This is a genomic window from Rhodococcus marinonascens NBRC 14363 (assembly GCF_001894885.1).
Classification (GTDB): Bacteria; Actinomycetota; Actinomycetes; order Mycobacteriales; family Mycobacteriaceae; genus Rhodococcus_F; species Rhodococcus_F marinonascens.
Genome location: NZ_BCXB01000002.1, coordinates 32,058 through 57,068 on the forward strand (window position 1 = coordinate 32,058; position 25,011 = coordinate 57,068).

The window sequence follows — 25,011 nt, forward strand, 5'->3', positions numbered from 1 at the left end:
CCGAAACCCTCTGACCGGAAACCGTCACCGTGGGCCGAACCGGCGGTCTCCGGCGTTGCCGAGTCCGGGGACGATAGAAGCTGGCCCACTCAGCCCCGTCGGCCGCCACAACGACGAGCCTCACCAGCAAGCCTCGTTCTGCTTGTACAGCAACGCTTTCCGGTATCGCAATTGCGCGCAATGCAGTCATCTCCGTGGAGTTTGCTGGCGTTTCGCTCGGCGACCCGACGGCGAAGCCGTACAAACCCTTTTTCTGGTACTGCAGGAACCAGCAGCACGTGAAGGGCGAATTCGTTCGCGCCCACGCCCGGTGCCGGCCAGGCAGGTGTAGCAAGACCCGCACGGGTTCGTGTGCGGTCACTTGAACGAAAGAGGAATCCTTGAAGAAGTCAGTTCGTACCGCAGCAACCGCAGTGCTCGCCGCTCCGCTCCTCGCCGCCGTCTTCGCTGCGCCGGCCAGCGCAGCACCCCATGACGTCACACTCTCGGCTGCGGTCGAGGGCAGCGACTTTACCGTCACGATCGTCAACGACAGCCCGAACCAGGTGGAGTGCGATTGGTTCGCAATGAGCAGCACGTCATCCACGGATGAACTCACGAGCGGTGGATTCGTCAGGTCCGACGCCGACGCCGACTGCACCAAGAGGAACGTCGCCGACGGCAATTGCGAGGTCACCTGGTCCTGCGCGGATAGAGATGGCGGCCAGTGGGGAACGGACGGGCTGTCCGACCCCGCGACAGCCCAGCCGTTCAAGTTCACTGTCGGGGAGCAGCAGGGCGGTTCAGGCAGCTTGGGCAGTCTCGACTTCGGCAGCTTTGGCTCCGGCAGCTGATCCAAAGACTACGAAGGTCCCGCCGGTTGGCGGGGCCTTCGTTCGTTCAGACGCACTCCGATTCGGTTGAACCGCCTGCGCGAGTTCACCGAAGCCCGCTGTCCGGACGCCGTCAGCGCGGGCCGAACTGGCGGTCCCCAGCATCGCCGAGGCCGGGCACGATGAAAGCCTGCTCGTTGAGTCCCTCGTCGACCGCCGCCACGACGAGCCTCACCGGAAGTCCTGACCCCGACAGCGCGGCAACCCCTTCCGGCGCGGCGACCACGCACACCGCGGTCACATCCGTGGCGCCGCGGGCAACGAGCAACTCGATCGTGTGGACCATCGAACCGCCGGTCGCCAGCATCGGGTCGAGGACGTAGACCGGAATTCCGGACAGGTCCGCTGGCAGCGACTCAAGGTACGGCACCGGGAGATGAGTTTCCTCGTCTCGGGCCATTCCGACGAAGCCGACACGCGCCTGCGGGATCAGCATGCTGGCCTGATCGACCATGCCCAACCCCGCACGCAGGACGGGGACGAGCAGCGGCGGATGCGCAAGCCGGACGCCCGCCGTGGTCGCGACCGGCGTGACCACGTCGAACGCCTCGACCGGAGCCTCGCGCATCGCCTCGTACACCAGCATGTGTGTCAGCCTTCGCAGTGCGCCGCGAAACGTGGCATTGTCGCTGCGCGCATCGCGCATCGTGGTCAGGAGAACGGCTGCGAGCGGGTGGTCGACGACGTGCGTGTTCATGCTTGAAAGGATAGGTGGCCGCCGGATGCCGGCTTCGCCGGAGAGCGACTCTCGGCGAAAACGGGGATGGAACCGAATCGGGCTCGGCGACGTCCAATATGGTGACCGGTATCAAATCCGACGGGGGATGACGATGAACGAGTTGATCGCGGATACCGCAAGTATCACCGAATTCGCTGCCACGACCTCGGCCATGTCAGCGGAGGTCCGGGCGGCCGAGCTGGGCGCCTCCGCTGTGGGGCCGTTGCTGCTAGGGCCGGTTTTCGGAGTGATCGGCGGTGAATTCGTCGCCGCCTTCTCCGCCGCACACGCTGCGCACCTGTCATCAATCGAGAAGCTGTCCGGGGTGCTCGGCGGAATCAGTACCACGGCCCTGGTGAACGCCGCCAATTATGAGGGCATCGACCTGGCCACCACAGCGGCACTCGCCGCGAATGCCGCCGGACTGGACGGCTGACGTGATTCCCATCGACCTGCTCACCCGCCCGATGATCGACCTGGTCGGGGCATTCGGCAGCGGCATCCTCCCGTCCGGCGGCCCTGCCGACGCCCTCCGGGCATCGTCGGTCGCGCTCGACGCCGTCCACGACACCGGACGTACCGCCATCAGTTCCATCTACGGTGACTGGCAGGGCAAGGGCGCCACCGGCGCGATCGTGAAGACCGAAGAAGCGCAGCGGTCGGCCGTCGCGATCTCCGATTGTGGCAACGACATGGCTGCCGTCGTGGCCGAGGCCTCCGAGATCGTCCGGGCCGGAATGCTGCAACTCGAGGAGATCCTGCAGTCGTTCATCTCCCTCGCGGTCGCGTCAGGCTCGACCCTGGCCACCCCTCCGGGCCAGGCCATGATCATCGCGGCCGCTCACGATCATCTCGGCAGAGCCACCGTGGTGGTCGCGACGGTACGGGCCGAACTCAGCGGGCAGACCGGCAAGATTCTCGCCCTCACACCGGCGGACGACGTTCCCACCGCACCCGCGGCGACCGCACCGGCGAGCACCACTGCGGCCTCTGCCGCAGCCGGCTCACCAGCGAGCTCCGACGCGGTGAGCCGTGCGGCGTCAGGATTCGCGAGTCCGCCCGGTCCGTCACCGATATCCGGCCTGATGAGCCAGGTGTCGAACATCGCGTCCCGGCGCGGAGGCGGGACGCGGGCAGATTCCCTCCTCGCCGCGTCCGAGGGTACCGCTCGCGGACCGTCCACGACGGATTCCGGGCACAGCGGTGAAGGCGTCGAAGTGGTCCTGCCCGACGGCAGCACCGCGCTCGCCCCCAACCGGGAAGCCGCCGAGGCCGTCCGCAACGCACTGTCGCAGCAGGGCGTCGCCTACGTCTGGGGCGGAACGTCCCCCGGGCAGGGCCTCGACTGCAGCGGGCTGACGCAGTGGGCGTATGGCGAAGCGGGCGTGGGTATTCCGCGTTTGGCGCAGGAACAGAACGTCGGGATGACGGTCAATCAGGGCGACCTCATGCCCGGAGACCTCGCCGTGTGGGACGGACACGTGGCGATGGTGATCGGAAACGGTCAACTCGTGGAGGCCGGCGATCCCGTGCAGGTCGGCCCGATCCGTACCGGCAACAGCAACATGGACTTCTACGGCTTCTATCGACCAACGAAATGACAGGAATCATGTTTCCCCCAACCCCACCCCACGCCGGAACGACGGCCACAATGAGCAACCGCTCCGGCACCATCTCGGTAAAGACCACCGAGCACGGCCTTCCGCTCGAACTCCGCATCGATCCGCGCGAACTCCGCTACGGCGGCCGGCGACTCGCAGACGAAATCCTGACGCTGTGCCGTCGCTCGGCCGCGGAGGCTGGGGCGCGGCGCCGCGACGAACTCGCCGGCGACGGCATGCCCGCCCGCGTGCTGGACGGACTCGGCCTGCCCACGCGGGCCGACATAGCCGCCGCGCAGGTGATCGAGGACGAGGAAGAGCCCACCCCGACTAGTTGGATGACACGACTGTGAGCGAACACGACATGGATGCGATCGTCGGGCGGGCGGCCGACCAGGTGAACCTGCTCGAGGAAGCCCTCGCCGGTCTTCAATCGATCAAGGCGCGCGCGTCGAGTGAGTCCGACCAGGTCACCGCAGAGGTGGACGGAAACGGCAACCTGACGGGCCTGTGGATGGACGATTCCATCTCCACTCTCGACGCCCGCACACTCGCGGCACTGATCACGAGCACGACCCACGAGGCCGCCCGCCTCGCCACCGAACAGCGCACGCAGGTGATGAAGACACTGCAGGACGCCTTCGGGACGGTGTAGGTCCAGCCGGGCTACACCTTTGCGCGCTGGGTATATAGGCTTTCCGCCATGGCTGGAGACATCGTCCCTATCGAACTCCGTCTCACCGACGGCGACTTCGCAACACTGTGGGCACCACTGTGGCGGGAAGGCGACGACGAGTGGGAAGCATTCCTGGGTCACGAAGATGACCTCTATGCGTTCGGATCGGTGGCGGAATTGGCTGCCTTCATTCGCACGAATACCGACAACGATTTGGTCGAACATCCCGCGTGGAGCGTTGTGTCGGGACTGTCCGCTGCCGAACTCGAACCCGAAGAGAACTTCTCCTTCGACCTGATCGGGGTGCCGGCACTGGCGGCGAGCGACCCCGAGGACCTCGTCGTCAGCGAACTCGAAGACGCGCTCAATATGGTGCGCAACATCGGTGAGGTCTGCGATCTGGACACGGTCACCAAGTTCTTCAACGCGAACCCCATTCTCGGCGCGCTCCAAGCAGGCGTCAGCGCGTTCGAGGGGCGCGAGGGTGAGCAACTGTGGGGCCAGATCGGCCTCACTATCTCGAAAGGCTGGGACGGCGTCCTCGACGCCGTCGACGCCGTCGTGGCGACCCCCGCCGTGGACGCCGAGGCGGTAGCAGTCGCCGAGGCCGAACTGGTGGCAGCCGACGAGAACACCGTCGACGTGGACGACGTCGTCGAAGAAGCTGAAGAGGACGCGGAATTCGTCTCCCTCGATGCCGACGACGACAACGAGGACGAGGACGAGGACGACTATTCGTTCTGGAGCGAGGCGGGTGTAGACCCCATCAAGATCATCACCTCCGGAGAAACGTACTTCACGCTCCGCTGCTATATGGACGATGAGGCGATCTTCCTCGGTCGTGAGGGGATGATTTTCGTCTTCACCTCGGAGCGTGCGCTCGCCCGGTTCCTCGCCGACAACCACGAGCACGCGCTCGCCAAGATCAGCACGTACGATCAGATCCAGGTGGCGGCGGTAGACGGGTCACTCGGGGTCGAGGTCACCGAGGGGAACGTGTACGTCCTACCGGGACTCGCCGACGACTTGGTCGCCGGGCCGAATTCTGTCGACGCGGATCAGCTCGATCTCGCCGTCGAATTGTTTACCGACGCAGCAGATTTTGCAGACGACAAGTCGGTGGAAGCCGCACTCGCCGCGTCCGAACCGCTCGGCTGGTACGTATCGTTCGTCCTCAACCCGGATCCGGGGCGGTTGGCGCCGAGCGCACCGTTCGATACCGAGGCCGAGGCCTGGCGAATGCTCGAACGTGAATTCGAGGCCCGCCTCCGAAAGGCATGAGCATCAGCCCACGAGGACGGCGAATCCCGGCTTGATGACCTCGTCGATCAACTGGAGTCGCTGATCGAAGGGGATGAACGCTGACTTCATCGCGTTGATGGTGTAGCGCTCGAGATCCGTCCAGCCGTATCCGAACGTCTCGACCAGGCGCAGCATCTCCCGGCTCATGCTGGTATCGCTCATGAGACGGTTGTCAGTGTTCACGGTAACCCGGAACCGCAACCGGGCCAGCAGGTCGAACGGATGGTTCTCGAGCGCGTCGACCGCACCGGTCTGTACGTTCGAACTGGGACACAGCTCCAGCGGAATTCTCTTGTCCCGCACGTAGTTCGCCAGCTTCCCCAGCACCGGTACGCCGTCGTCGCCGATAGTGATGTCGTCGGTGATGCGGACCCCGTGCCCGAGTCGGTCCGTCCCGCAGAACGCGATGGCCTCGTGGATGGACGGCAGACCGAACGCCTCCCCCGCGTGGATGGTGAAGTGCGCATTGCTGCCTCGCATGTACTCGAAGGCATCGAGATGACGGCTGGGCGGATTTCCGGCTTCGGCCCCGGCGATGTCGAACCCGACGACGCCGCGGTCGCGGAACCGGATCGCCAGTTCGGCGATCTCCCGGGAGCGCGCCGCGTGCCGCATCGCGGTGAGGAGAACCCCGATCCGAATACGCCGACCGTGTACCTCCGACGCGGATTCGCCTGCCTCAAACCCCAGCAAGACCCGTTCCACCACCTCGTCAAGGGTGAGCCCCTGATCGAGGTGTTGCTCCGGCGCGAACCGGACCTCCGCGTAGACGACGCCGTCCGCGGCGAGGTCCTCTGCGCATTCACGGGCTACTCGTTCAAGCCCGGCGGGTGTCTGCATGACGGCGACGGTGTGGCCGAACGTCTCGAGGTATCGCTCGAGCGAGCCACTGTCCGCGGCCTCCCGAAACCACGCTGCGAGCGCCGGGGCGGTGCTCGCGGGCAGCGCCTCGTAGTCGCAGTCGCGGGCAAGTTCGAGAACCGTCTCGGGCCGGAGACCCCCGTCGAGATGGTCGTGCAGCAACACCTTCGGCGCTCGGCGCAGGGCGGACAGATCCAGTGCGGTCATGCGTCGACGTTATCCCGACGGACCCTCGATCCGCTCGATGACGAGCGGTTCAGGTACCGACGGCGCCTCGGCGACCACGGTCCACGCATCGGAAAGTACGGCTTTCGCCGCGGCGAACCGCTCGGGTGTGTCGGTGTGCAGAGTGACGAGCGGGGTTCCAACCGACACAGTCTGCCCCGGCTTCGCGTGCCACTCGACGCCTGCCCCCGCCTGCACCGAATCGCCCTGAAGGGCGCGACCGGCCCCGAGCCGCCACGCGGCAACTCCCACAGCCATCGCGTCGAGCCCGCTCACCACGCCATCCGACTCGGACAGCAGCACCTCCGTATGCTGGGCCTGCGGCAACGGGGCGTCGGGATCGCCGCCCTGCGCACCGATCATCTTCCGCCAGCGGTCCATCGCGGACCCGTCCCGGAGCTTGTCGGCCGGGTCGACTCCGCCGATCCCGGCTGCGTTCAACATTTCTCGCGCCAACGCGAGGGTCAGTTCCACAACATCGGACGGACCACCTCCGGCGAGCACCTCGAGTGATTCTCGCACCTCCAGCGCATTGCCTGCGGTGCAACCGAGAGGTGCATCCATCGCGGTAAGCAACGCCCTCGTCGTCACGCCGGCGTCGCCTCCGAGATCGACCATCATCTGGGCGAGCTCACGCGCGTCATCCAACTTCTTCATGAACGCGCCCGATCCGACCTTGACGTCCAGCACGAGCGCATCGGTGCCCTCGGCGATCTTCTTGCTCATGATCGAACTGGCTATCAGGGGGATCGATTCGACCGTCCCGGTTACATCGCGGAGCGCATACAACCGCCGATCCGCCGGCGCGAGGTCTGCTCCCGCCGCGCAGACGACGGCACCGATAGCGGGGTCGGACAGTATCTCCGCCATCTCCGAGGTGTCGAGGTCGGCGCGCCAGCCCGGGACCGACTCGAGCTTGTCGAGGGTCCCGCCGGTATGACCCAGCCCCCGTCCCGACAGCTGGGGCACGGCCGCGCCGCACGCCGCGACGAGCGGTGCCAGCGCGAGCGTGATCTTATCGCCCACACCGCCCGTCGAGTGTTTGTCCACGGTGGGACGGCCGAGGTGGGTGAAGTCGAGGCGACGGCCGGATGAGATCATCGCCGTGGTCCAGCGGCTCACCTCTTCGCGCGTCATCCCGCGGAAATAGATCGCCATTGCGAGTGCCGACATTTGCTCGTCGGCCACGACGCCGCAGGTGAATGACTCGACGACCCAGTCGATCTCTGCACCGGAAAGTTCCCTGCCGTCCCGTTTGGCGGCGATGATCGACACGGCGTCATGCATGGCCGATTCGGGCCTTCTCCTCGGGACCGAACGCGTCCGGCAGCAGTTGCTCCAGTCGGCGCACTCCCGTTCGGTGGTCGACGAGCAATCCGGGCCCGCCGTGCTCGAACAGAATCTGCCGACAGCGGCCACACGACATGAGTATCTCGCCACTCGCGTCACAGCAGGTGACGGCGACCAATCGTCCTCCCCCGCCCGCAAACAAGTTACCGACCAGTACGCACTCCGCGCACAACCCCAGCCCGTATGAGACATTTTCCACATTGCACCCGACGACGATTCGCCCGTCGTCCACCAACGCCGCCGAACCCACCGCAAATCCGGAGTAATGGGCATACGCCCGACTCATCGCTTCACGCGCGTTGTCGCGCAACATTTTCCAATCAACCTCGACCATAGTTCCCCATCCAATCACGTGCACTGAATGGATGCAGAGATTCGCTCGGGGCCGCCAAACTTGCAATGGGGAGGCAAACCTAACTTCATTTGCGCGCGCGGTACGAACCAGGAGTCGAGTTCGTTCCCCGCTTTCGGTTGGGTTTAGAGTTCAGAGAAGTCGGTTCAGGATCAGGTCGGGTCCCAAGTTGTAATTTCAGTCAGCAACGCTGCGCAGACTCGGCACGTCCACCAATGACGTTGGAGGCACAGCACTCGATGAGTACTACGACTGAAGCCGCTCCGGCCAAGGAGCGCACGCGGTCGCTTTACCGGGGTGACCCCGGAATGTGGTCCTGGGTACTGCACCGGATCACGGGCGTAATGACGTTCTTCTTCCTATTCGTCCACGTGCTCGATACCGCGCTGGTGCGCGTGAATCCCGACACGTACGACAGCGTCATCGAAACCTATAAGAACCCGATCGTCGGACTCATGGAAATCGCTCTCGTCGCCGCGGTGCTGTACCACGCACTGAACGGCGTCCGGGTGATGTTGGTGGATTTCTGGGCCAAGGGGCCGCAGTACCAGCGCCTGATGCTCTGGATAGTCCTCGCGATCTGGTTCCTGGTGATGATCCCGGGCGCAGGCCGCATCTTCTACAACATGTTTGCGGGGCACTGACATGACTGCATCTACCCACGGCCCCGAAGCCAAGAGTCTCGGCAAGACCTACGACCGGCCCGCCAGCTTGGACAATCCGCGCTCTCCGCGCCGGGCCTCGAAGAGCAACTTCGAACTGTATGCCTGGCTGTTCATGCGGTTCTCCGGGCTCGCGCTGATTTTCCTGGTGCTCGGCCACCTCTTCATCATGCTCATGCTCGACAACGGTGTGCAGCGCATCAACTTCGCATTCGTTGCGGGCCGCTGGTCCAGCCCGTTCTGGCAGTTCTGGGATCTGACGATGCTCTGGCTCGCCCAGTTGCACGGCGGGAACGGGCTCCGCACGGTTATTGCGGACTACTCCCGCAAAGACTCCACGCGCTTCTGGCTGAACACGATCCTCGCTCTGTCGATGATCCTGATCATGGGCCTCGGCACGTACGTCATCTTCACCTTCGACCCCAATATCTCGGCGAGCTAGGGGAGCACAGATTTCATGCAGGAACACCGTTACGACGTGGTCATCGTCGGCGCCGGCGGCGCCGGCATGCGCGCAGCGATCGAGGCCGGTCCTCGCGCGCGCACCGCGGTACTGACCAAGCTCTACCCCACCCGCAGCCACACCGGTGCGGCCCAGGGCGGCATGTGCGCCGCGCTGGCGAACGTAGAGGAAGACAACTGGGAGTGGCACACCTTCGATACGGTCAAGGGCGGCGACTACCTCGCCGACCAGGACGCGGTCGAGATCATGGCCAAGGAGGCCATCGACGCGGTGCTCGACCTCGAGAAGATGGGCCTGCCGTTCAACCGCACGCCTGAGGGCAAGATCGACCAGCGTCGCTTCGGCGGTCACACCCGCGATCATGGTAAAGCCCCGGTGCGCCGCGCATGCTATGCCGCAGACCGCACCGGTCACATGATCCTGCAGACGCTGTACCAGAACTGCGTCAAGCACGACGTCGAGTTCTTCAACGAGTTCTACGCTCTCGACATCGCGATCACCGAGACGGAGAACGGCCCTGTCGCCACCGGCGTCATCGCGTACGAGCTGGCCACCGGCGAGATTCACGTCTTCCACGCGAAGTCCATCGTGTTCGCCACGGGCGGCTCGGGACGCATGTACAAGACGACGTCCAACGCCCACACCCTCACCGGTGACGGCATGGGCATCATCTTCCGCAAGGGCCTTCCGCTCGAAGACATGGAGTTCCACCAGTTCCACCCCACCGGCCTGGCCGGGCTCGGCATTCTCATCTCCGAGGCAGTGCGCGGTGAGGGCGGCATCCTCCGAAACGCCGATGGCGAACGTTTCATGGAGCGCTACGCCCCCACCATCAAGGACCTAGCACCCCGTGACATCGTCGCGCGGTCGATGGTGCTCGAGGTACTCGAGGGACGCGGGGCGGGACCGAACAAGGACTACGTCTACATCGACGTCACCCACATTTCCGAAGAGGTCCTCGACGAGAAACTCCCCGACATCATGGAGTTCTCCCGCACCTACCTCGGTGTGGACCCGGTCAAGGAACCCGTTCCGGTGTACCCCACCTGCCACTACGTGATGGGCGGTATCCCCACCCGGATCAACGGTGAGGTCCTGCGCAACAACGACGAGGTTGTGTCCGGCTTGTACGCCGCCGGTGAGTGCGCCTGCGTCTCGGTGCACGGCGCAAACCGTCTCGGCACCAACTCGCTGCTCGACATCAACGTCTTCGGGCGTCGCGCCGGCATCGCCGCCGCCGAGCATGCGAGCAACACCGAGTTCGTCGAGTTGCCCGAGGCCCCCGAGAAGATGGTCGACGACTGGATGGCCACGATTCTGTCGGACCACGGCCACGAGCGCGTCGCGGACATCCGCACCGAACTGCAGCAGTCCATGGATAACAATGCATCCGTGTTCCGCACCGAGGAGCGTCTCACCCAGGCGCTGAAGGACGTGCGCGCCCTCAAGGAGCGCTACAACCACATCACGGTGCAGGACAAGGGCAAGCGCTACAACAGCGACCTGCTCGAGGCCGTCGAACTCGGATTCCTCCTGGAAATGGCCGAGGTCACCGTAGTCGGCGCACTGAACCGCAAGGAATCGCGCGGCGGCCACGCCCGCGAGGACTTCCCGGACCGCAACGATGCCGAGTACATGAAGCACACCATGGCGTACAAGGAGGGCGACGGTCTGCTCTCCGACATCCGTCTCGACTACAAGCCGGTGGTCCAGACCCGCTACGAGCCGATGGAGCGTAAGTACTGATGAGCGCACCTGTAGTCGACAAGACCGAGACCACGGCGAGCCTTCCCCCGATTCCCGATGGCGCCATAATGGTCACCCTCAAGATCGCGCGATTCAATCCGGAGTCCGGCGACGGACAGCGCTGGGACAGCTTCCAAGTTCCGGCCCTGCCGACCGACCGTATGCTGAACCTGCTCCTGTACGTGAAGGGCTATCTCGACGGCACCCTCACCTTCCGCCGTAGCTGTGCCCACGGCGTGTGTGGTTCGGACGCGATGCGGATCAACGGCGTCAATCGCCTGGCTTGCAAGCTCCTCATGAAGGACATGCTGCCCAAGGACGGCAAGCCGGTCACGATTACCATCGAGCCAATCAAGGGCCTGCCGGTGGAGAAGGACCTCGTCGTCGACATGGAGCCCTTCTTCGACGCGTTCCGCGCCGTGAAGCCATTCCTCATCACCAACGGCAACGAGCCCACCCATGAGCGCATCCAGAGCCAGCACGACCGTGCACGTTTCGACGACACCACCAAGTGCATCCTGTGTGCGTGCTGCACGACGTCGTGCCCCGTCTACTGGAGCGACGGTAGCTACTTCGGTCCCGCTGCAATCGTGAACGCGCACCGGTTCATCTTCGACAGCCGCGACGAGGCCGCTTCCGAGCGGCTCGACATCCTCAACGACAAGGACGGTGTGTGGCGCTGCCGCACCACGTTCAACTGCACCGACGCATGCCCCCGCGGCATCCAGGTGACGAAGGCGATCCAAGAGGTCAAGCGCGCACTCTTGTTCGCACGGTAGACTTTTCGAAACAAGTGGCCCTCCCGTTTGCGGGAGGGCCACTTGTCATCTGGGCGGCATGTTGAGCGGTGTCACGACCTGAACCGGCGATGTCGTGGAGGTGAAGTGTGCACCCATGGCCCCGTGCTCGTTCATGACGATCCGGCAGGCCTGACGAAGATCAGCCCGGAGATCATGGTGGAGAACCGCTGAGATCTTCCTTTTTCCCAACAGTTTCCGATTGTCCTCGTCCAGATCATGCGCGATGAACACCGCGCAGTCACGACCCACCGAATCGAACGCGTCCACCGTCGCCAGATTGCCGCCGCCGATCGAATAGACGGCACATATGTCGTGATCGGACTCGAGTGCGAGTCGAACCAGTTCCCCGCTCGTCTCGTCCAAACCGTCGCTGTTCGGGATATCGATCAAACGCCTGGGCGGGGCCGACGCGCGGATAGCGGATCGGAATCCCATCTCGCGCTCCTCCTCGTTGCGGAAGAACCCACTGCTCATACTGACGAGTACGGCGCCACGGCGATCGCCCAACCATTGATCGATCAGATAGGCCGCGGTGGCGCCGGCTGCACGGTTGTCGATACCTACGTACGCGGCGCGGCGACTGCCCGGAACGTCGGTGACAAGCGTGACCACCGGAATCTTGGCGGCAACCAATCCGTCGATCGCCGCTACCACTTCGGGTGTGTCGGGAGCTTTCACGATCACGCCGTGCGATCCCCGGCTGCGAATCTTGTCGAGCGTCGACGTCATGGCATCCACCGACCCGGTTTCGCGGAAATGGAACCTCGACCGCACTACCGCCGGTGCCAATGTGGGTAGTTCCCGCTCGAGTGCGTCCCGGACGGCATCCGAGAACCTGGCTGGCGCCTGCAATACGACGTCGACGATGAATTTCCGCCCGACCAACTTAAGTTGGGTGCGTTGACGCTCCAGATCGGCGATCGCTTGCTGGACCTCCCCCCTGGTTCCTTCCCGCACGCCTGGACGGCCGTTGAGCACCCGATCCACAGTCGCTTCGCTGAGGCCCGACTGCTGCGCAATCTCTCGTACCTTGAATCGGCGCGACACAGCTACCTCACATTGATGGATATTTGATGGTGTCCAACTATTGCTCGAGGTCTTCGTGAGCGCCAGACTGAAGCCATGAATTCCCCATCGGGCGTGGCCAGGCCCGCACTCCTTCCGAGCACCACCGTCCTGGTCAGCGGCGTGGTGACGGGTTCCGCAATCGACTCGGACCACAACGTACTTGAGGGACGGGACTGATGGGCGCTCGCATTGGAGTGATCGGACTCGGCCGTATCGGGAGCTACCATGCCCGAAACCTGCTCGGCATGGACGGAGTCGACACACTGATCGTCACCGACGCCGACCCGAGCCGAACCAGCGACGTGTCAACCGAACTCGACGTCCCGGCCGCCCCGAACCCGGACGCACTGTTCGAGTCCGGAGTGGACGCGGTACTCATCGCGGCGTCCTCCGGTTCGCATGCCGAGTTGATCGAGGCTGCTGTGGATCGAGGTATCCCTACGTTCTGCGAGAAGCCGGTCGCCGATTCCATCGAATCGTCGCTGCGCGCTCTACGGGCGGTGGAGCAGACGGCGGTACCCGTCCAAATCGGATTTCAACGACGCTTCGATCCGGGCCTCATCAGCGCTTACAATGCGGTTCGTGCCGGTGACCTGGGATGGCTGCACACATTGCGGTCGACCACGCTCGATCCCGCTCCTCCTCCCGTGTCGTATATCGCCCGGTCCGGCGGCATCTTCCGCGACTGCGCGATACACGACTTCGACATCATCCGCTGGGTCAGCGGCCAGGAGGTCACCTCCGTCTTCGCCACCGGTGCCAATCAGGGCGATCCGGCGATCGCAGAGGCCGGCGATGTCGATACCGGCGCCGCGGTATTGACTCTCGACGGCGGCACCCTCGCAGTCGTATCGACCACCCGCTACAACGCGCGCGGTTACGACAGCAGACTCGAGGTCCTCGGGTCCGCTGATTCCGTAGTCGCTGGGCTCGACGAGCAGCTACCACTGCGCTCGGTCGACCCCGGTGCGCAGTTTCCGAGCGGCGTTCCACACTCGTTCTTCATGGACCGCTTCGCCGCCGCATATCGCGCCGAACTCGAAGCATTCGTCGACGTGGTAGCCGGACGCCGGACGTCGCCGTGTACCCCCGCGGACGCTGTGGAGTCCGCCTGGATTGCCGAGGCGGCCGCATTGTCTCTCCACGGGGGGCGCTCGGTCACCATCGCCGAAGTCAAAGAACTGGTTCTCCAGACCGAAAAGGAGGCAAGCTCTTAGCGGTTCCTCACGGCTGAAGCCGGGGGATTCCAAGCTCAGACCGCACACACAACCAACCCGGAGGAAGGCCGCACATGTCTGACGTCGTCAACACTTGTGTGGCCCCGTTCTGCCACAGCCAGGATCACCCTGGCAGCGTTCCAATCCCTACCCGCAGTAAACCCGCAGGCCGTGCATCGGAAAGTTCGTTCCGACAGTTCGAGTCGCTGCTTGGCTCTCGCGAAGCAACTCGAACACGTCATCGTCGTATACCAGGGCCGCACCAACACCACCCTCCGGCCGGCCCGCCTGCCACGCTCGATCAATTCCTGTTTCGCCGCACCCACCGCAGCATCCGCCGCCTTGCGTGCCATCGTGGACTTCGCCAGAAAGGTGGGTTTGAAGTCCTCCACGGCGATCAAGTCGTGATGATCGACCACCCGCTTCGCCCACACCCGAGAATCGTGCCGAGTCTGTCGGGTGGCTTTCTTGTGCAGTGTCGCCGCCGCACGCCTGGCCCGCACGTATCCGCCGGTTTGGGGGCCGCGTTTCCCGTTGTGCCGTCTCGCCATCTTCCGTTGCGCCTTGGCCAACTCGGCGGCGCAACGCTTCCGATGCCCGAGAGACGGCAGGTCGTAGGCGCTGTCGGTGGCGGTCGCCGTGGTCGACACACCCCAATCGATACCGAGACCGCTGTCCGGGTCCGCGTCGGGGGCCGGTTCGGTGTCGCGCCGCACCACGAAGGAGGCATACCAGTGCCCGAGGCTGTCCTGATACACCCGGACACTGGTCGGGTCGGATGGCAGGTCGCGGGACCACACCACCGGGATGGTGACACCCTTCGGCAACACCAGACGCCGCTCACGGATGCAGAATCCGCGGGTGGTGTACCCGAGCGACGGCAGCACCTTCTTCCGGGACTTGAACGCCGGCCTTCCGCGGCCCTTCACCGTGAAGGAGTGGCCGAGGGCCAGCCCGTAAGTGCGGAGCATTTGTTGCTGTGCGACTTGGGAACCGTCGCGGAGCCATGTGTTCCTGCCGCGGGCGGCGGTGAGCAGTTTCGACAGTTTTCCGAATGTCGGCTTCGGCCCGGACTTGTGTTGGTGGACTGCTTCGTTCCACAGGAACCGGCAACGATGCCATTCGGTAGGTGTAGCGCACAGTCTCGATCACACCCACCCACCAAGCTCGACAACTACTCTGCCGGAACAACTCTGGAAAAGATCCTACCACGCCGGCACTGTCGGTAACCAACTATTGGAGGCCCCAACCACTATGTTGAGAACCAACGAAACACCTGACCTCCCTTACCTCCCCACGGCTAAAGCCGGGGGTTTCTCGGGCGGCACCCGATGAGCAGTCCCCGTATCGCCGGCGCGCCCATCTCCTGGGGTGTCTGCGAGGTTCCCGGATGGGGATATCAACTCGACCCGGCACAGGTATTGCGTGAGATGCGCGAAGTCGGTCTGGTCGCCACCGAGATCGGCCCGGAAGGCTTTCTGCCTGCCTCTCCCGCCGAGTTGGCCAGGGTTCTCGCCGACCATGACCTGAGTGCGGTGGGCGGTTTCGCTCCGGTCCTGCTGCACGACGGCGCCCACGATCCGGTGCCCGGCATTTCGCCCATCCTCGACGGCTTCGTGGCCGCGGGTGCGGAGGTGCTGGTACTCGCCGCAGTTACGGGTTCGGTCGGGTACGACTCCCGCCCGGAACTCGGTGAGCAGGAATGGAAAACGCTGCTGCACAATCTTGATCGCCTGGCGGATGCAGCCGCAGAGCGAGGAATCCGGGCGGTGATCCACCCGCACGTCGGCACCATGATCGAACAGCGAGACGAAGTTCTCCGAGTCCTCGACGGCTCCGGCATCCCGCTGTGCCTCGACACCGGCCACCTCCTGATCGGCGGCACCGACCCAGCGGAACTGACGCGCCAGGCGCCGAACCGGATCGCCCACGTACACCTCAAGGATGTCGACCACGCCCTGGCGGCCCGCGTCCGTGCGGGCGAACTCAGCTACACGGACGGCGTCAAGGCAGGCATGTACCGGCCGCTCGGCGGGGGTGACGTCGACATCGCAGGTGTCACGCAAATCCTACGAACACAGGGATTCGACGGTTGGTACGTGCTCGAGCAAGACACCATTCTCACCGAGGCACCGTCCGACGAGGGGCCCGTGCGCGACGTGCGCGCGAGTGTCGCGTACCTACGATCGGTGCTGTGATGAGCACTCCACTGCGGATCGGGATCTTGGGGGCATCAAGCATCGGCGAGGATGCGATAGTCAAGCCCGCGAAGGCCACCGGACATCGCCTGGTAGCCATCGCCGCACGCAACCCCGACAGGGCGCGAGCCTATGCGGCACGGCACGGAATCGAGCGGACGGTCGCGACGTACGCTGATCTGATTTCGGATCCCGAGGTCGACGTCGTCTACAACGCGCTCCCCAACGGCCTGCACGGGCCTTGGAATATCGAGGCGGTGCGAACGGGAAAGAATGTCCTGACCGAGAAGCCGTTCTCGAGTAACGCGGAAGAAGCGGAAGCGGTTGTGGCAGAAGCGGCCGCCGCCGGTGTCACGGTGCTCGAGGGTATCCACTATGTGTTCCACCCGGTCAACCAACGCCTGTTCGGCTTGGTTCGCAGTGGTGACATCGGGACCGTGACCGCGGTCGAGACCGAATTCCGTACCCCTCTGCCTGCCGCGAGCGATCCGCGATGGGAGTTGCCATTGGCAGGCGGATCGATGATGGACGTCGGCTGCTACGGCATCCATGCCGCGCGAATGCTCGCCGATGTGTGCGGAGGAACCCCCCGCGTGGTCGGGACACGAGTCCAGGAATACGCGCCGGGCGTCGATTCGCGGTTCGACGCGGACCTGGAGTACCCCTCCGGTATTCGGGCAACCGTCGCCAGTACCATGCTCGCAGACCATCTGCACTTCACGTTCCGAGTGATCGGGACCGAGGGTGAGGTGCTCGTCCACAACTTCCTCCGACCCCACGACGATGATCGGGTTTCCGTCACGATCGGCGGCACCACGACGGTCGAGCATCTCGGGACGAAGTCGTCCTACACCTTCCAGTTGGAGGCTTTGGCTGATCATCTGTCCGGTGGCACAACGCTTCCGATCGGTCCGGCGGATGCTGTCGCCAACATGAGGATGATCGACGAGGCCTACCTGCATGCGGGTCTCGGTATCCGTCCCACCAGTTTTCTCTGACCAGTACGCGAAACCTGCACCGCCCAACCCCGGCTCGATTGAGCCGGGACGGTGCAGGTTCGGCGCGAGGTCTCTAGCGGCGAAGCTCGTGACTCAGGGTCTCGAGTTCGTCACCACCAGCCATCTCCTTGGTCAGTTCTTCGAGGGAAATATCCTCGTACTTGGCATCGAGCTTCTGGCGACCGCGATTGAGGAGCACGAAGTGATCGCCGACCATATATGCATGGTGCGGATTGTGGGTGATGAAGATGACTCCGAACCCCTGCTCCTTGGCAGCGGTGATGTAACGCAGAACCAATCCTGATTGCTTGACTCCCAGGGCCGCTGTCGGCTCGTCGAGGGTAAGCACGCGCGCTCCGAAGAAGACGGCTCGGGCGATCGCGACACACTGGCGCTGTCCTCCTGAGAGGCTGCCGATCGGCGCGTCGACATCAGGCAGTTCGATGCCCATCTTCGACAGTTCCGAGAGCGTGGTTGCGCGCATCGCATTGGCGTCGAGCGACCTGATGATGCCGCTTCTGCGCAATTCCTGCCCGAGGAAGAAGTTGCGCCACACCGGCATCAACGACACGACGGCGAGATCCTGATACACCGTGGCGATGCCCTTCCCAAGGGCATCCTTCGGCGAATTGAAGGTCACTGGCTCACCGTCCACCAGCAGTTGGCCCGTGCTCTGCTGATGAAGCCCTGCAATGATCTTGATGAGCGTCGACTTGCCTGCACCGTTGTCACCGAGCACTCCGGTGACCTCGCCCGCGCCGACTCTGAGGTTGATGCCCTCGAGCGCAATGATGTTTCCGTAGCGCTTGCCGACGTCCACGAGTTCGACGAGCGGCACCTTGCCGCCCAACTCCGACTCAACAGTTACTTCAGCTGGGGTACTCATTCGTCACCTTTTCGCAGCGTAGTTGCGGAATGCGTTGTTGGCGACAACCGCCAGCAGCAGCATGGCGCCGAGGAAGAACTTGAACCAGTCGGGATTCCAGCCCGCATAGACGATGCCTTGATTGGTCATACCGAAGATGAACGCGCCGATCGCCGCACCGATCGCGGTTCCGTAACCACCGGTGAGCAAGCATCCGCCGATGACCGCGGCGATGATGTAGAGGAACTCATTGCCCACACCCTGACCGGACTGCACGGTGTTGAACGAGAACAGCAGGTGCATACCGACGAACCAGGCGGCAAACCCGACCGTCATGAACAGCCCGATCTTGACGGCCGTGACCGGAACGCCGATTGCCCGGGCGCTGTCCTGGTTGCCACCGACGGCAAAGATCCAGTTTCCGATCTTGGTTTTGAAGAGAACGTACGTGGCGATGGCGGTGAACAGCAGCCACCACACGACCGTGATCTTGACGGAGACGTCTCCGATCGTGATGGAGGATGCGAATACCGTCTGGGCAGAATCGAATCCGGCCATGTCGGAGACGCTGGGTGTGGCCACCTGCCCGCTGACGAGTTTCGTCACGGCAAGATTGATGCCGGTCAGCATCAGGAACGAGCTGAGCGTGATCAGGAAGCTGGGAATCTTCGTTTTCATCACGAGGTAGCCGTTGAAGAATCCGACCGCGAGCGATACTCCCAGCGCGAACAGAACGCCTACCCAGAGATTGAGATGGAGGTTGTAAGCGATCATCGAGGCGGCGAGCGACGACGTGGTGACCGCGACACCGGCCGACAGGTCGAACTCTCCGCCGATCATCAGCAGCGCCACTCCGCATGCCATGATGCCGATCGTCGAACTCGCATACAACACGGTTGCAAGCGCGTCCGGACTACGGAACGGTCCGGCGACGATTGCGAAGAAGACAAAGATTACGATGGCCCCGGCCAGCGAACCCATCTCAGGGCGGATCAGCAAGCGCTGGAGGCGCTTCTGCTCCCTTACCCGCTCATCGGTGACAACTTTGTGAGCGGATAGGTCGAGATCTTCCTGCGTGGACATGACTTCCCTTCCGTGCTGAACGGGTTCGCGGAATGAGGTCGACAACGCCCTCCTAGCGGCCGGATCAGCGAGTTCCGTTCCTGACGTACTCGGCGACCGAGTCGATATTCGTGCTGTCGACGAACGCGGGGCCGGTCAGGGTCGGCATGCCGCCACCGATGACGTTGCCGTTGTTGAGGTAGAGCCACAGTGAATCGATTGCGAGGTAACCCTCGAGGAACGGCTGCTGGTCGACAGCCCATTGGACGTCACCGGATCTGATGGTGTCGACAAGCTCCGCATTGGTGTCGAAGGTGACCACCTTCGCGTTGCTGTCGGCGGCGGCAACCGAGGTCACCGCAGTCATCGCATACGGGGCACCGAGAGTCAGCACGTGGTCGATGCTCGGATCCTCCTGAAGCTTCGCCGTGATGGTCGATTCGACGGTGGGCATGTCCCTTCCGTTGACGTTCAGGATCTCAGTGGATCCGTTGAACGTCTTGACCACACCGGCGCAACGCGATTCGAGGCCGACATTCCCCTGCTCGTGAATGACGCACAGGGCCTTCGTAGCGCCGTCCGCATTCAACCGGTCGCCTGCCGCCTCACCGGCAATTTCGTCGTCCTGACCGAAGAAACCGCTGGCGCCCATGTCCTTCCAGTCGTCCAGACCTGCATTGAAGGCCACCACCGGAATCCCGTCGCTGACGGCGGTAGCCATGGTAGGCGCCAAGGCTTCCGGCTTGGCCAGCGTGAGCGCGATGCCGTCGACCTTGCTATCGATCGCACTCTGGACCAGGTTGGCCTGGTTTGGGGCCTCCGGGTCCGAGGAGTAACGCAGGTCGATATTGTCCTTCGCTGCCGCGGTTTCGGCACCCTTGCGTACGAGATCCCAAAAGGAGTCGCCGGGAGCTTCGTGGGTGATCATCGCGACTGTGGCACGAGGAGTGTCGGCCGTGCCTGCGCCAATCCCCGAGGCTGAGGAATCCGGTCTTCCGCCCGTGCTTGAACAGGCGGCCAGGCCCAGGACCACCGCAGTGGCACCGGCCAGTACGGCGACATGCCTGTGCCCCGTGACAAACGACATGCATTTCTCCCTCTCGACATCAACCTGCGACCAGCGAAAACAGACAGTTCCGGCGGCATGAGGAAGATGTAATACCGGTCACAGCCAAATGTCAATAGTTTGTTCTGACATTAGGACTGCTTGTCAAAGATCCGACAGCCTATGCATGCGCATCATCGCAGGTGCGAGCAGGAAATATTGCGTCTTCGCACCGCGCGCACCGCGCGTCAGTCGGGCACCGGCAGGACGCAAGAACTGTCGCCGTATGAGCCGCGTGAGGAATTTTCCTGAGGGTATTTTGACGGATTTTGGGGGTAGTGCCAGGTGCTTGTTGTTGGCAGGCTGTGAACTACGAGCTCACGAATCCCGGCAGGAAGAGTTTCACATGGCTCCCGCACTGAGCAGTCAGCTATCACAGTCAGCCGGCCGGCTTCGCCGCGATGACTGCGACATCAACGAACTTGCAGCGCTGGCCGAACCCGCGGATTATCCGTTCGCGGATTCGGTGACCGGCGGCGTTCTGCTGTATCAGGCCGACGACTTGATCGAACAGTCAACGAAGCCGGAGGTTCGCGCCGAAATTCAGGACGAAATCGCGCGCGCTTCTCACCTGGCCTGGTATCACGGTGTTCCGGGGAGCGTTCGACGCCGACGTGATAGACCGAGCGACATCCGTCTTCCGCGGCATCCTCGCGGACCAGCATGCGGCCGGTGTGACATCAGGTGACCACTTCGCAAACCCTGGTGCCAATGATCGAATCTGGGGGGCAAGTCAAACGCGCGCTCACGGATCCCGCTACCTACGTCGACTACTACGCCAACGCCATCGTCCCGCGTTGCGCGGCAGTCGATAGCTGGCGAACTTCTCAGCCGACCGTTACCCAGCCACCGGACCGTACCGAGGCTACCATCGCGTCCAACGCTTCGGCTGATGCGACGGCGTCGCCGATGGTCGCCCCGTGCGAAAGACCGTCGACGATCGAACTGATGAAGTTCCGGGCCTGGATCACTTTGAGGTCGTCATAACCCATCGCGTTGGCCGCACCCGGCTGGAAGCGTCCGAACTCGCCTGATTCCGGGCCCACCAGAACATTTGTGACGGACTGATCCTGGTACTTCGAGCCCAGACTGGTTCCGAGTTCGCCCATTCGGCGGTAATCCCAGAACACCGCGCCCATGGTTCCGTGGACCTCGAATCCGTAGTTGTTCTGCTCTCCCACCGCAACCCGGCTGGCTTCGAGAGTGCATCGACCTCCGGACGTCAAGCGCAGGAGCGCACTGACGAAGTCCTCGTTCTCCACCGGTCCCATCTCGCCGCCGGTCGCGCGGGCATGCCCGCTGGCCGCCGCGGTCGGCCGCGCGCGTTCCGGGATGAAGATCGAGGTGTCCGCAACCAGCGCATCCACCTCGCCGAGAAGGTGGCGGACCCGGTCGATTCCGTGCGAAGCCAGGTCGCCCAGGACGCCGGCGCCGCCGCGCTCACGCTCGTATCGCCAACTCAGAGCGCCGTCCGGGTGGGCCGCGTAGTCACTGAGAAATCGGAACCGTGAATGTGATCGTGCCCAGTTCTCCGGAAGTGATCAGGTTCTTCGCCAGTGCCACAGCGGGGGCGTTGCGGTAGTTGAACCCGACCGCCGCCTGGACACCTGCCGCGTCTACTCCTACAGCAACGGCTTTCGCATCCTCGGTCGACAGACCGACTGGCTTTTCGATCCAGATATGTTTGCCCGCCTCGGCCAGCGCGACACCCATTTCGCGGTGCAGAAAGTTGGGTGCAGTGATGCTGACGGCGTCGATCGCAGGATCTGCTGCGATGTTGCGCCAATCCTGAGTGCAGGAGTCGAAGCCGAACTGTTCGGCTGCTTCGACTCCCCTCCCTGGAACGTCGTCGGCCACACACACCAGCCGAATTGCGGGAAGTTCCGGATAGCTCTGCCGCAGACGCAGATATGCCTGCGCATGAACGCGGCCCATCCATCCGAATCCGGCGACCGCTACGGACATTTCGGTCATGAGGCTCCATTCGGGTCACCACATTGTGGTGTCACTAGCGGTCGACCACGGTGGTTTCGAAGTAATAACGTGAGGCCCGGTAGCAGTGGTTGCCGAACTCGACAGAGCAACCTGAATCATCAAATGCCGTGCGGCTCATCGTCAAAAGGGCAGTTCCGACTTTTTCGTCGAGTAATCTGGCTTCTTCGCGCGTTGCGGCGCGAGCACCGATTCGCTGCCGCGCGACTCGGATGTGGACGCCGCGGGTTCGCAGGGTCTGATAGAGACCCTGAGTCTCCAACTCTTCCGGCTCGGGAGCGATGCCCACAGGAACGTAGTTGGTCATGACGGCCAGCGGTTCGCCGTTGGTGCAGCGCAGACGCCTGATGGTCGCCACTTCGGCGTCACCCTCGAGATTCAGTTCCGACGCGACCTCCGCACCGGGAACGCCCACCGTGTACTTGAGCAGTTTGGTGGTCGGGGTCTGGCCGGCTCGAACGAGGTCCTCGAACAAGCTCGTGAGTTCGACCGGACGATGCACCGGACTCTGAACGACCTGCGTGCCGACACCACGCTTGCGGACAAGCAGCCCCTTGTCGACCAGTTCCTGGATGGCGCGGCGAGTGGTCGGACGCGACAGGTTGACGCGTTTAGCAAGCGCAAGTTCGTTCTCGAAGCGGTCACCTGGAGCGAGTTCGCCGCCGAGAATCGCGCCCTCGATCGCCTGGGCCAACTGAAAATACAGTGGCACCGGGCTCGACCGGTCCAACTCGACGGCGAGTGCTGCTACCACAGTCAACTCCGATCTCCGACCCGGGAAAGGTCCGACTGACTCTACTTTTCGCAGCAGTGTATGCGAAGACTAACATTCACTTGACCATAGGTCGTAATGTCAGGACAAATTATTGACATTTGCTGTGTCGCGGCGCACAGTTTCTTGGAGTGACCCGCGGATACCTCAAAGGCCCCGCGCGTACCTCAGGGCCACACGGGGGCCACCCACAATGAACTCTCGGGAGCCTGACTTGACAAGCACCAACACTCACCGGAACGGGCGGGGACTCGACGTGCTCGCGATCGGCCGGTCCGGAGTGGATCTTTACCCACTTCAGACCGGCGTCGGGCTAGCGGACGTCGAAACGTTCGGCAGGTTCCTCGGCGGCAGCGCCGCCAACGTCGCCGTGGCCGCCGCACGTCTCGGACTGTCGAGCGCGCTCATCTCCGGCGTCGGCAACGATCCCTTCGGTAAGTTCGTCAAGCGCGCGCTCACCGATCTGGGCGTCGACAACCGATTTGTAGTTACCAATTCCGAGTACCCCACGCCGGTGACGTTCTGCGAAATCTTTCCCCCGGACGACTTTCCGCTGTACTTTTATCGCAAACCCCACGCGCCAGACATGCAGGTCACTCCCCAGAACATTGACCTCGACGCGGTTCGCGCCGCCTCCCTGTACTGGTCGACGGTGACAGGTCTGTCCGAAGAGCCCAGTCGCAGTGCACACTTCGCTGCCTGGGAGGCCAGGGACCGCCGACCGCTGACCGTACTCGATCTGGACTACCGACCGATATTCTGGTCCACGCCGGAGGACGCGACCACACAGGTCCGTCGCGCCCTCGCGCACGCGACGGTAGCTGTGGGCAACCGCGAGGAGTGTGAGATCGCAGTCGGTGAGACCAATCCCCACAAGGCAGCCGACGCCCTGCTGGACCTCGGTATCGAACTCGCCATCGTCAAGCTGGGCCCCCGAGGTGTGCTCGGCAAGACGAGGAAGCAGTCGATCACCGTTCCTCCCAATGCCGTCGACGTGGTCAACGGCTTGGGTGCAGGCGACAGTTTCGGTGGGTCTCTGTGCCACGGACTGCTGGCCGGCTGGCCACTCGAGAAGGTCCTGCGGTACGCCAATGCCGCAGGCGCGATCGTCGCCTCGCGTCTCGAGTGCTCCAGCGCGATGCCGACCGCCGAAGAAGTTCACGATCTGGCCGAGGCCACCGCCACCGAGGCCGCCAATGTCTGACTGGCTCCGAATCCGCCCCCTCGCCACAACATACGCCGAGGTCACCGAGATCCGCGCACACAAACCGCAGGTCATCCGACATGCCTGGGCGGCGAGGACCCCTCGCGCCACCCTGCGGGGAAACGGTCGCCTGATGATTGTCGCAGCCGACCACCCCGCGCGGGGCGCTCTGTCCGTCGGTGGCAAGCCCACAGCCATGAACAGTCGCACCGATCTGTTGGATCGCCTGCGGACAGCCCTCGACAATCCCGGCGTGGACGGAGTCCTCGGCACCGCAGACATCCTCGACGACCTTCTCCTCCTCGGCGCACTCGATGACAAGGTAGTGATCTCGTCGATGAATCGCGGAGGATTGGTCGGCGCCAGTTTCGAATTCGACGACGCGATGACGGGCTACACGGCCGAGGGGACCAGCAAGTTCGGCATGAACGGCGGCAAAATGCTGCTACGTATCGCGCTCCACGATCCCGGCACCCTCCCCACCATGACTGCGTGCGCACGGGCAGTGGACGAACTGGCCGCTGCCGGTCTGATCGCCATGCTCGAGCCTTTCCTCTCGAGCCGCGTGAACGGCAAGGTGGTCAACGACCTCAGCCCTGACGCCGTCATCAAGTCTATCCACATCTCGCAGGGCCTCGGCTCGACCTCCGCATACACATGGATGAAGCTTCCCGTGGTCGACGAGATGGAGCGCGTCATGGACGCCACCACCCTGCCCACCCTCCTCCTCGGCGGCGATCCACAAACAGCGCCTGAGGAGACGTACGCGAAGTGGGATCACGCCCTTCGACTGCCCTCCGTACGTGGCTTGATCGTGGGCCGCGCATTGCTCTACCCGCCGAACGACGATGTGGCTACCGCAGTCGATACCGCGGTCAAGCTCGTCCACTAGACCCGAGTCA

26 protein-coding genes and 1 pseudogene are annotated in these 25,011 nt (G+C 63.7%); 16 read left to right on the plus strand and 11 right to left on the minus strand.

The features are described 5' to 3' along the window. Positions 1–380 precede the first annotated feature (380 nt). Positions 381–833 (plus strand): hypothetical protein, encoded by a 453-nt coding sequence (locus tag RM2_RS02330; RefSeq protein ID WP_139277649.1) that lies wholly within the window; start codon positions 381–383, stop codon positions 831–833. Positions 834–945: 112 nt separating this feature from the next. Here the strand turns inward: RM2_RS02330 and upp are convergent, their stop codons facing one another. Next, positions 946–1,569, minus strand: a complete 624-nt coding sequence (upp, locus tag RM2_RS02335) for a uracil phosphoribosyltransferase (RefSeq protein ID WP_072687245.1) — start codon at positions 1,567–1,569, stop codon at positions 946–948. A gap of 133 nt (positions 1,570–1,702) precedes the next feature. On the opposite strand from upp, the gene RM2_RS02340 reads away from it, so the two are divergent. The 5 genes from RM2_RS02340 to RM2_RS02360 are packed head-to-tail and all read left to right on the plus strand — an operon-like array spanning position 1,703 to position 5,148. Next, positions 1,703–2,026: a type VII secretion target gene (locus RM2_RS02340; RefSeq protein WP_084721620.1), complete on the plus strand. Its 324-nt coding sequence runs from the start codon at positions 1,703–1,705 to the stop codon at positions 2,024–2,026. A gap of 1 nt (position 2,027) precedes the next feature. After that, complete coding sequence (locus tag RM2_RS02345; RefSeq protein WP_084721621.1) at positions 2,028–3,191, plus strand: C40 family peptidase; 1,164 nt, start codon at positions 2,028–2,030, stop codon at positions 3,189–3,191. 8 nt (positions 3,192–3,199) lie between these two features. Continuing rightward, positions 3,200–3,544 (plus strand): hypothetical protein, encoded by a 345-nt coding sequence (locus RM2_RS02350; RefSeq protein WP_072687461.1) that lies wholly within the window; start codon positions 3,200–3,202, stop codon positions 3,542–3,544. Further along, positions 3,541–3,846, plus strand: coding sequence for a YbaB/EbfC family nucleoid-associated protein (locus RM2_RS02355; protein ID WP_072687247.1), 306 nt, complete (start codon positions 3,541–3,543; stop codon positions 3,844–3,846). Before RM2_RS02350 ends, RM2_RS02355 begins: the two co-directional genes overlap by 4 nt. Positions 3,847–3,894: 48 nt before the next feature. After that, positions 3,895–5,148 (plus strand): SatS C-terminal domain-containing protein, encoded by a 1,254-nt coding sequence (locus RM2_RS02360; RefSeq protein WP_072687248.1) that lies wholly within the window; start codon positions 3,895–3,897, stop codon positions 5,146–5,148. Between the two features lie 3 nt (positions 5,149–5,151). Here the strand turns inward: RM2_RS02360 and RM2_RS02365 are convergent, their stop codons facing one another. Genes RM2_RS02365 through RM2_RS02375 form a run of 3 tightly spaced genes read right to left on the minus strand, consistent with a single transcriptional unit; the run spans position 5,152 to position 7,939 of the window. Further along, positions 5,152–6,237, minus strand: coding sequence for an adenosine deaminase (locus tag RM2_RS02365; protein WP_072687249.1), 1,086 nt, complete (start codon positions 6,235–6,237; stop codon positions 5,152–5,154). A gap of 9 nt (positions 6,238–6,246) precedes the next feature. Further along, positions 6,247–7,542 carry a thymidine phosphorylase gene (locus tag RM2_RS02370; protein WP_072687250.1) on the minus strand — a complete coding sequence of 432 codons (1,296 nt, stop codon included), beginning with the start codon at positions 7,540–7,542 and terminating at the stop codon, positions 6,247–6,249. Then, positions 7,535–7,939: a cytidine deaminase gene (locus RM2_RS02375; protein WP_072687251.1), complete on the minus strand. Its 405-nt coding sequence runs from the start codon at positions 7,937–7,939 to the stop codon at positions 7,535–7,537. The genes RM2_RS02370 and RM2_RS02375 overlap by 8 nt, the downstream gene beginning before the upstream one ends. Before the next feature lie 257 nt (positions 7,940–8,196). On the opposite strand from RM2_RS02375, the gene sdhC reads away from it, so the two are divergent. Genes sdhC through RM2_RS02395 form a run of 4 tightly spaced genes read left to right on the plus strand, consistent with a single transcriptional unit; the run spans position 8,197 to position 11,607 of the window. Then, positions 8,197–8,601 (plus strand): succinate dehydrogenase, cytochrome b556 subunit, encoded by a 405-nt coding sequence (gene sdhC, locus RM2_RS02380; RefSeq protein ID WP_072687462.1) that lies wholly within the window; start codon positions 8,197–8,199, stop codon positions 8,599–8,601. Position 8,602: 1 nt separating this feature from the next. Further along, positions 8,603–9,061 carry a succinate dehydrogenase hydrophobic membrane anchor subunit gene (locus RM2_RS02385; RefSeq protein WP_072687252.1) on the plus strand — a complete coding sequence of 153 codons (459 nt, stop codon included), beginning with the start codon at positions 8,603–8,605 and terminating at the stop codon, positions 9,059–9,061. Positions 9,062–9,076: 15 nt separating this feature from the next. Then, positions 9,077–10,828 (plus strand): succinate dehydrogenase flavoprotein subunit, encoded by a 1,752-nt coding sequence (sdhA, locus tag RM2_RS02390; RefSeq protein ID WP_072687253.1) that lies wholly within the window; start codon positions 9,077–9,079, stop codon positions 10,826–10,828. Beyond that, on the plus strand, positions 10,828–11,607 hold the full coding sequence (locus tag RM2_RS02395; RefSeq protein ID WP_072687254.1) for a succinate dehydrogenase iron-sulfur subunit: 780 nt from the start codon (positions 10,828–10,830) through the stop codon (positions 11,605–11,607). The genes sdhA and RM2_RS02395 overlap by 1 nt, the downstream gene beginning before the upstream one ends. 45 nt (positions 11,608–11,652) lie before the next feature. Here RM2_RS02395 and RM2_RS02400 read toward each other — a convergent pair whose 3' ends face one another. Next, on the minus strand, positions 11,653–12,675 hold the full coding sequence (locus RM2_RS02400) for a LacI family DNA-binding transcriptional regulator (RefSeq protein ID WP_072687255.1): 1,023 nt from the start codon (positions 12,673–12,675) through the stop codon (positions 11,653–11,655). Positions 12,676–12,750: 75 nt separating this feature from the next. Here RM2_RS02400 and RM2_RS25580 point away from each other — a divergent pair, with 75 nt between their 5' ends. Together RM2_RS25580 and RM2_RS02405 are read left to right on the plus strand one after the other, a co-directional pair. Next, a complete protein-coding gene (locus tag RM2_RS25580) occupies positions 12,751–12,873 on the plus strand; it encodes a hypothetical protein (RefSeq protein ID WP_281250391.1) in 123 nt (40 codons plus the stop codon). Next, complete coding sequence (locus tag RM2_RS02405) at positions 12,873–13,913, plus strand: Gfo/Idh/MocA family protein (protein WP_072687256.1); 1,041 nt, start codon at positions 12,873–12,875, stop codon at positions 13,911–13,913. Before RM2_RS25580 ends, RM2_RS02405 begins: the two co-directional genes overlap by 1 nt. A gap of 35 nt (positions 13,914–13,948) precedes the next feature. On the opposite strand, the gene RM2_RS02410 is transcribed toward RM2_RS02405, so the two are convergent. After that, complete coding sequence (locus RM2_RS02410; protein WP_072687257.1) at positions 13,949–15,055, minus strand: RNA-guided endonuclease InsQ/TnpB family protein; 1,107 nt, start codon at positions 15,053–15,055, stop codon at positions 13,949–13,951. Between the two features lie 189 nt (positions 15,056–15,244). Here RM2_RS02410 and RM2_RS02415 point away from each other — a divergent pair, with 189 nt between their 5' ends. Further along, entirely contained in the window at positions 15,245–16,111 is an 867-nt protein-coding gene (locus RM2_RS02415; protein WP_072687258.1) for a TIM barrel protein, read from the plus strand. Continuing rightward, positions 16,111–17,109: a Gfo/Idh/MocA family protein gene (locus tag RM2_RS02420; protein WP_072687259.1), complete on the plus strand. Its 999-nt coding sequence runs from the start codon at positions 16,111–16,113 to the stop codon at positions 17,107–17,109. Before RM2_RS02415 ends, RM2_RS02420 begins: the two co-directional genes overlap by 1 nt. Positions 17,110–17,182: 73 nt before the next feature. On the opposite strand, the gene RM2_RS02425 is transcribed toward RM2_RS02420, so the two are convergent. The 5 genes and pseudogenes from RM2_RS02425 to RM2_RS02450 all read right to left on the minus strand — a co-directional run bounded on the left by RM2_RS02425 (position 17,183) and on the right by RM2_RS02450 (position 22,887). After that, a complete protein-coding gene (locus RM2_RS02425; RefSeq protein ID WP_072687260.1) occupies positions 17,183–17,995 on the minus strand; it encodes an ATP-binding cassette domain-containing protein in 813 nt (270 codons plus the stop codon). Between the two features lie 3 nt (positions 17,996–17,998). Continuing rightward, positions 17,999–19,057 carry an ABC transporter permease gene (locus tag RM2_RS02430; RefSeq protein WP_072687261.1) on the minus strand — a complete coding sequence of 353 codons (1,059 nt, stop codon included), beginning with the start codon at positions 19,055–19,057 and terminating at the stop codon, positions 17,999–18,001. A 64-nt stretch (positions 19,058–19,121) separates the two neighbouring features. After that, the gene (locus RM2_RS02435; protein WP_072687262.1) at positions 19,122–20,123 is read right to left on the minus strand and encodes a substrate-binding domain-containing protein; all 1,002 of its coding nucleotides are present in this window, start codon (positions 20,121–20,123) and stop codon (positions 19,122–19,124) included. Positions 20,124–20,968: 845 nt separating this feature from the next. Continuing rightward, positions 20,969–22,115: pseudogene (locus tag RM2_RS02445) on the minus strand (Gfo/Idh/MocA family protein). A 34-nt stretch (positions 22,116–22,149) separates the two neighbouring features. After that, on the minus strand, positions 22,150–22,887 hold the full coding sequence (locus RM2_RS02450) for a GntR family transcriptional regulator (protein WP_072687264.1): 738 nt from the start codon (positions 22,885–22,887) through the stop codon (positions 22,150–22,152). Between the two features lie 232 nt (positions 22,888–23,119). On the opposite strand from RM2_RS02450, the gene iolC reads away from it, so the two are divergent. Further along, positions 23,120–24,109, plus strand: a complete 990-nt coding sequence (gene iolC, locus RM2_RS02455; RefSeq protein ID WP_174553813.1) for a 5-dehydro-2-deoxygluconokinase — start codon at positions 23,120–23,122, stop codon at positions 24,107–24,109. After that, a complete protein-coding gene (locus RM2_RS02460; RefSeq protein WP_072687266.1) occupies positions 24,102–25,001 on the plus strand; it encodes a Cgl0159 family (beta/alpha)8-fold protein in 900 nt (299 codons plus the stop codon). Before iolC ends, RM2_RS02460 begins: the two co-directional genes overlap by 8 nt. Positions 25,002–25,011 lie beyond the last annotated feature (10 nt).

Bases quoted from the DNA above. Each gene is read 5' to 3' on its own strand.
- RM2_RS02370 (WP_072687250.1), bottom strand. From the start codon at position 7,542: ATGCATGACGCCGTGTCGATCATCGCCGCCAAACGGGACGGCAGGGAA.
- RM2_RS02350 (WP_072687461.1), top strand. From the start codon at position 3,200: ATGTTTCCCCCAACCCCACCCCACGCCGGAACGACGGCCACAATGAGC.
- sdhA (WP_072687253.1), top strand. From the start codon at position 9,077: ATGCAGGAACACCGTTACGACGTGGTCATCGTCGGCGCCGGCGGCGCC.
- sdhC (WP_072687462.1), top strand. From the start codon at position 8,197: ATGAGTACTACGACTGAAGCCGCTCCGGCCAAGGAGCGCACGCGGTCG.
- upp (WP_072687245.1), bottom strand. From the start codon at position 1,569: ATGAACACGCACGTCGTCGACCACCCGCTCGCAGCCGTTCTCCTGACC.
- RM2_RS02415 (WP_072687258.1), top strand. From the start codon at position 15,245: ATGAGCAGTCCCCGTATCGCCGGCGCGCCCATCTCCTGGGGTGTCTGC.
- RM2_RS25580 (WP_281250391.1), top strand. From the start codon at position 12,751: ATGAATTCCCCATCGGGCGTGGCCAGGCCCGCACTCCTTCCGAGCACC.
- RM2_RS02395 (WP_072687254.1), top strand. From the start codon at position 10,828: ATGAGCGCACCTGTAGTCGACAAGACCGAGACCACGGCGAGCCTTCCC.
- RM2_RS02375 (WP_072687251.1), bottom strand. From the start codon at position 7,939: ATGGTCGAGGTTGATTGGAAAATGTTGCGCGACAACGCGCGTGAAGCG.
- RM2_RS02425 (WP_072687260.1), bottom strand. From the start codon at position 17,995: ATGAGTACCCCAGCTGAAGTAACTGTTGAGTCGGAGTTGGGCGGCAAG.
- RM2_RS02385 (WP_072687252.1), top strand. From the start codon at position 8,603: ATGACTGCATCTACCCACGGCCCCGAAGCCAAGAGTCTCGGCAAGACC.
- RM2_RS02405 (WP_072687256.1), top strand. From the start codon at position 12,873: ATGGGCGCTCGCATTGGAGTGATCGGACTCGGCCGTATCGGGAGCTAC.
- RM2_RS02460 (WP_072687266.1), top strand. From the start codon at position 24,102: ATGTCTGACTGGCTCCGAATCCGCCCCCTCGCCACAACATACGCCGAG.
- RM2_RS02430 (WP_072687261.1), bottom strand. From the start codon at position 19,057: ATGTCCACGCAGGAAGATCTCGACCTATCCGCTCACAAAGTTGTCACC.
- RM2_RS02340 (WP_084721620.1), top strand. From the start codon at position 1,703: ATGAACGAGTTGATCGCGGATACCGCAAGTATCACCGAATTCGCTGCC.
- RM2_RS02435 (WP_072687262.1), bottom strand. From the start codon at position 20,123: ATGTCGTTTGTCACGGGGCACAGGCATGTCGCCGTACTGGCCGGTGCC.
- RM2_RS02360 (WP_072687248.1), top strand. From the start codon at position 3,895: ATGGCTGGAGACATCGTCCCTATCGAACTCCGTCTCACCGACGGCGAC.
- RM2_RS02420 (WP_072687259.1), top strand. From the start codon at position 16,111: ATGAGCACTCCACTGCGGATCGGGATCTTGGGGGCATCAAGCATCGGC.
- RM2_RS02365 (WP_072687249.1), bottom strand. From the start codon at position 6,237: ATGACCGCACTGGATCTGTCCGCCCTGCGCCGAGCGCCGAAGGTGTTG.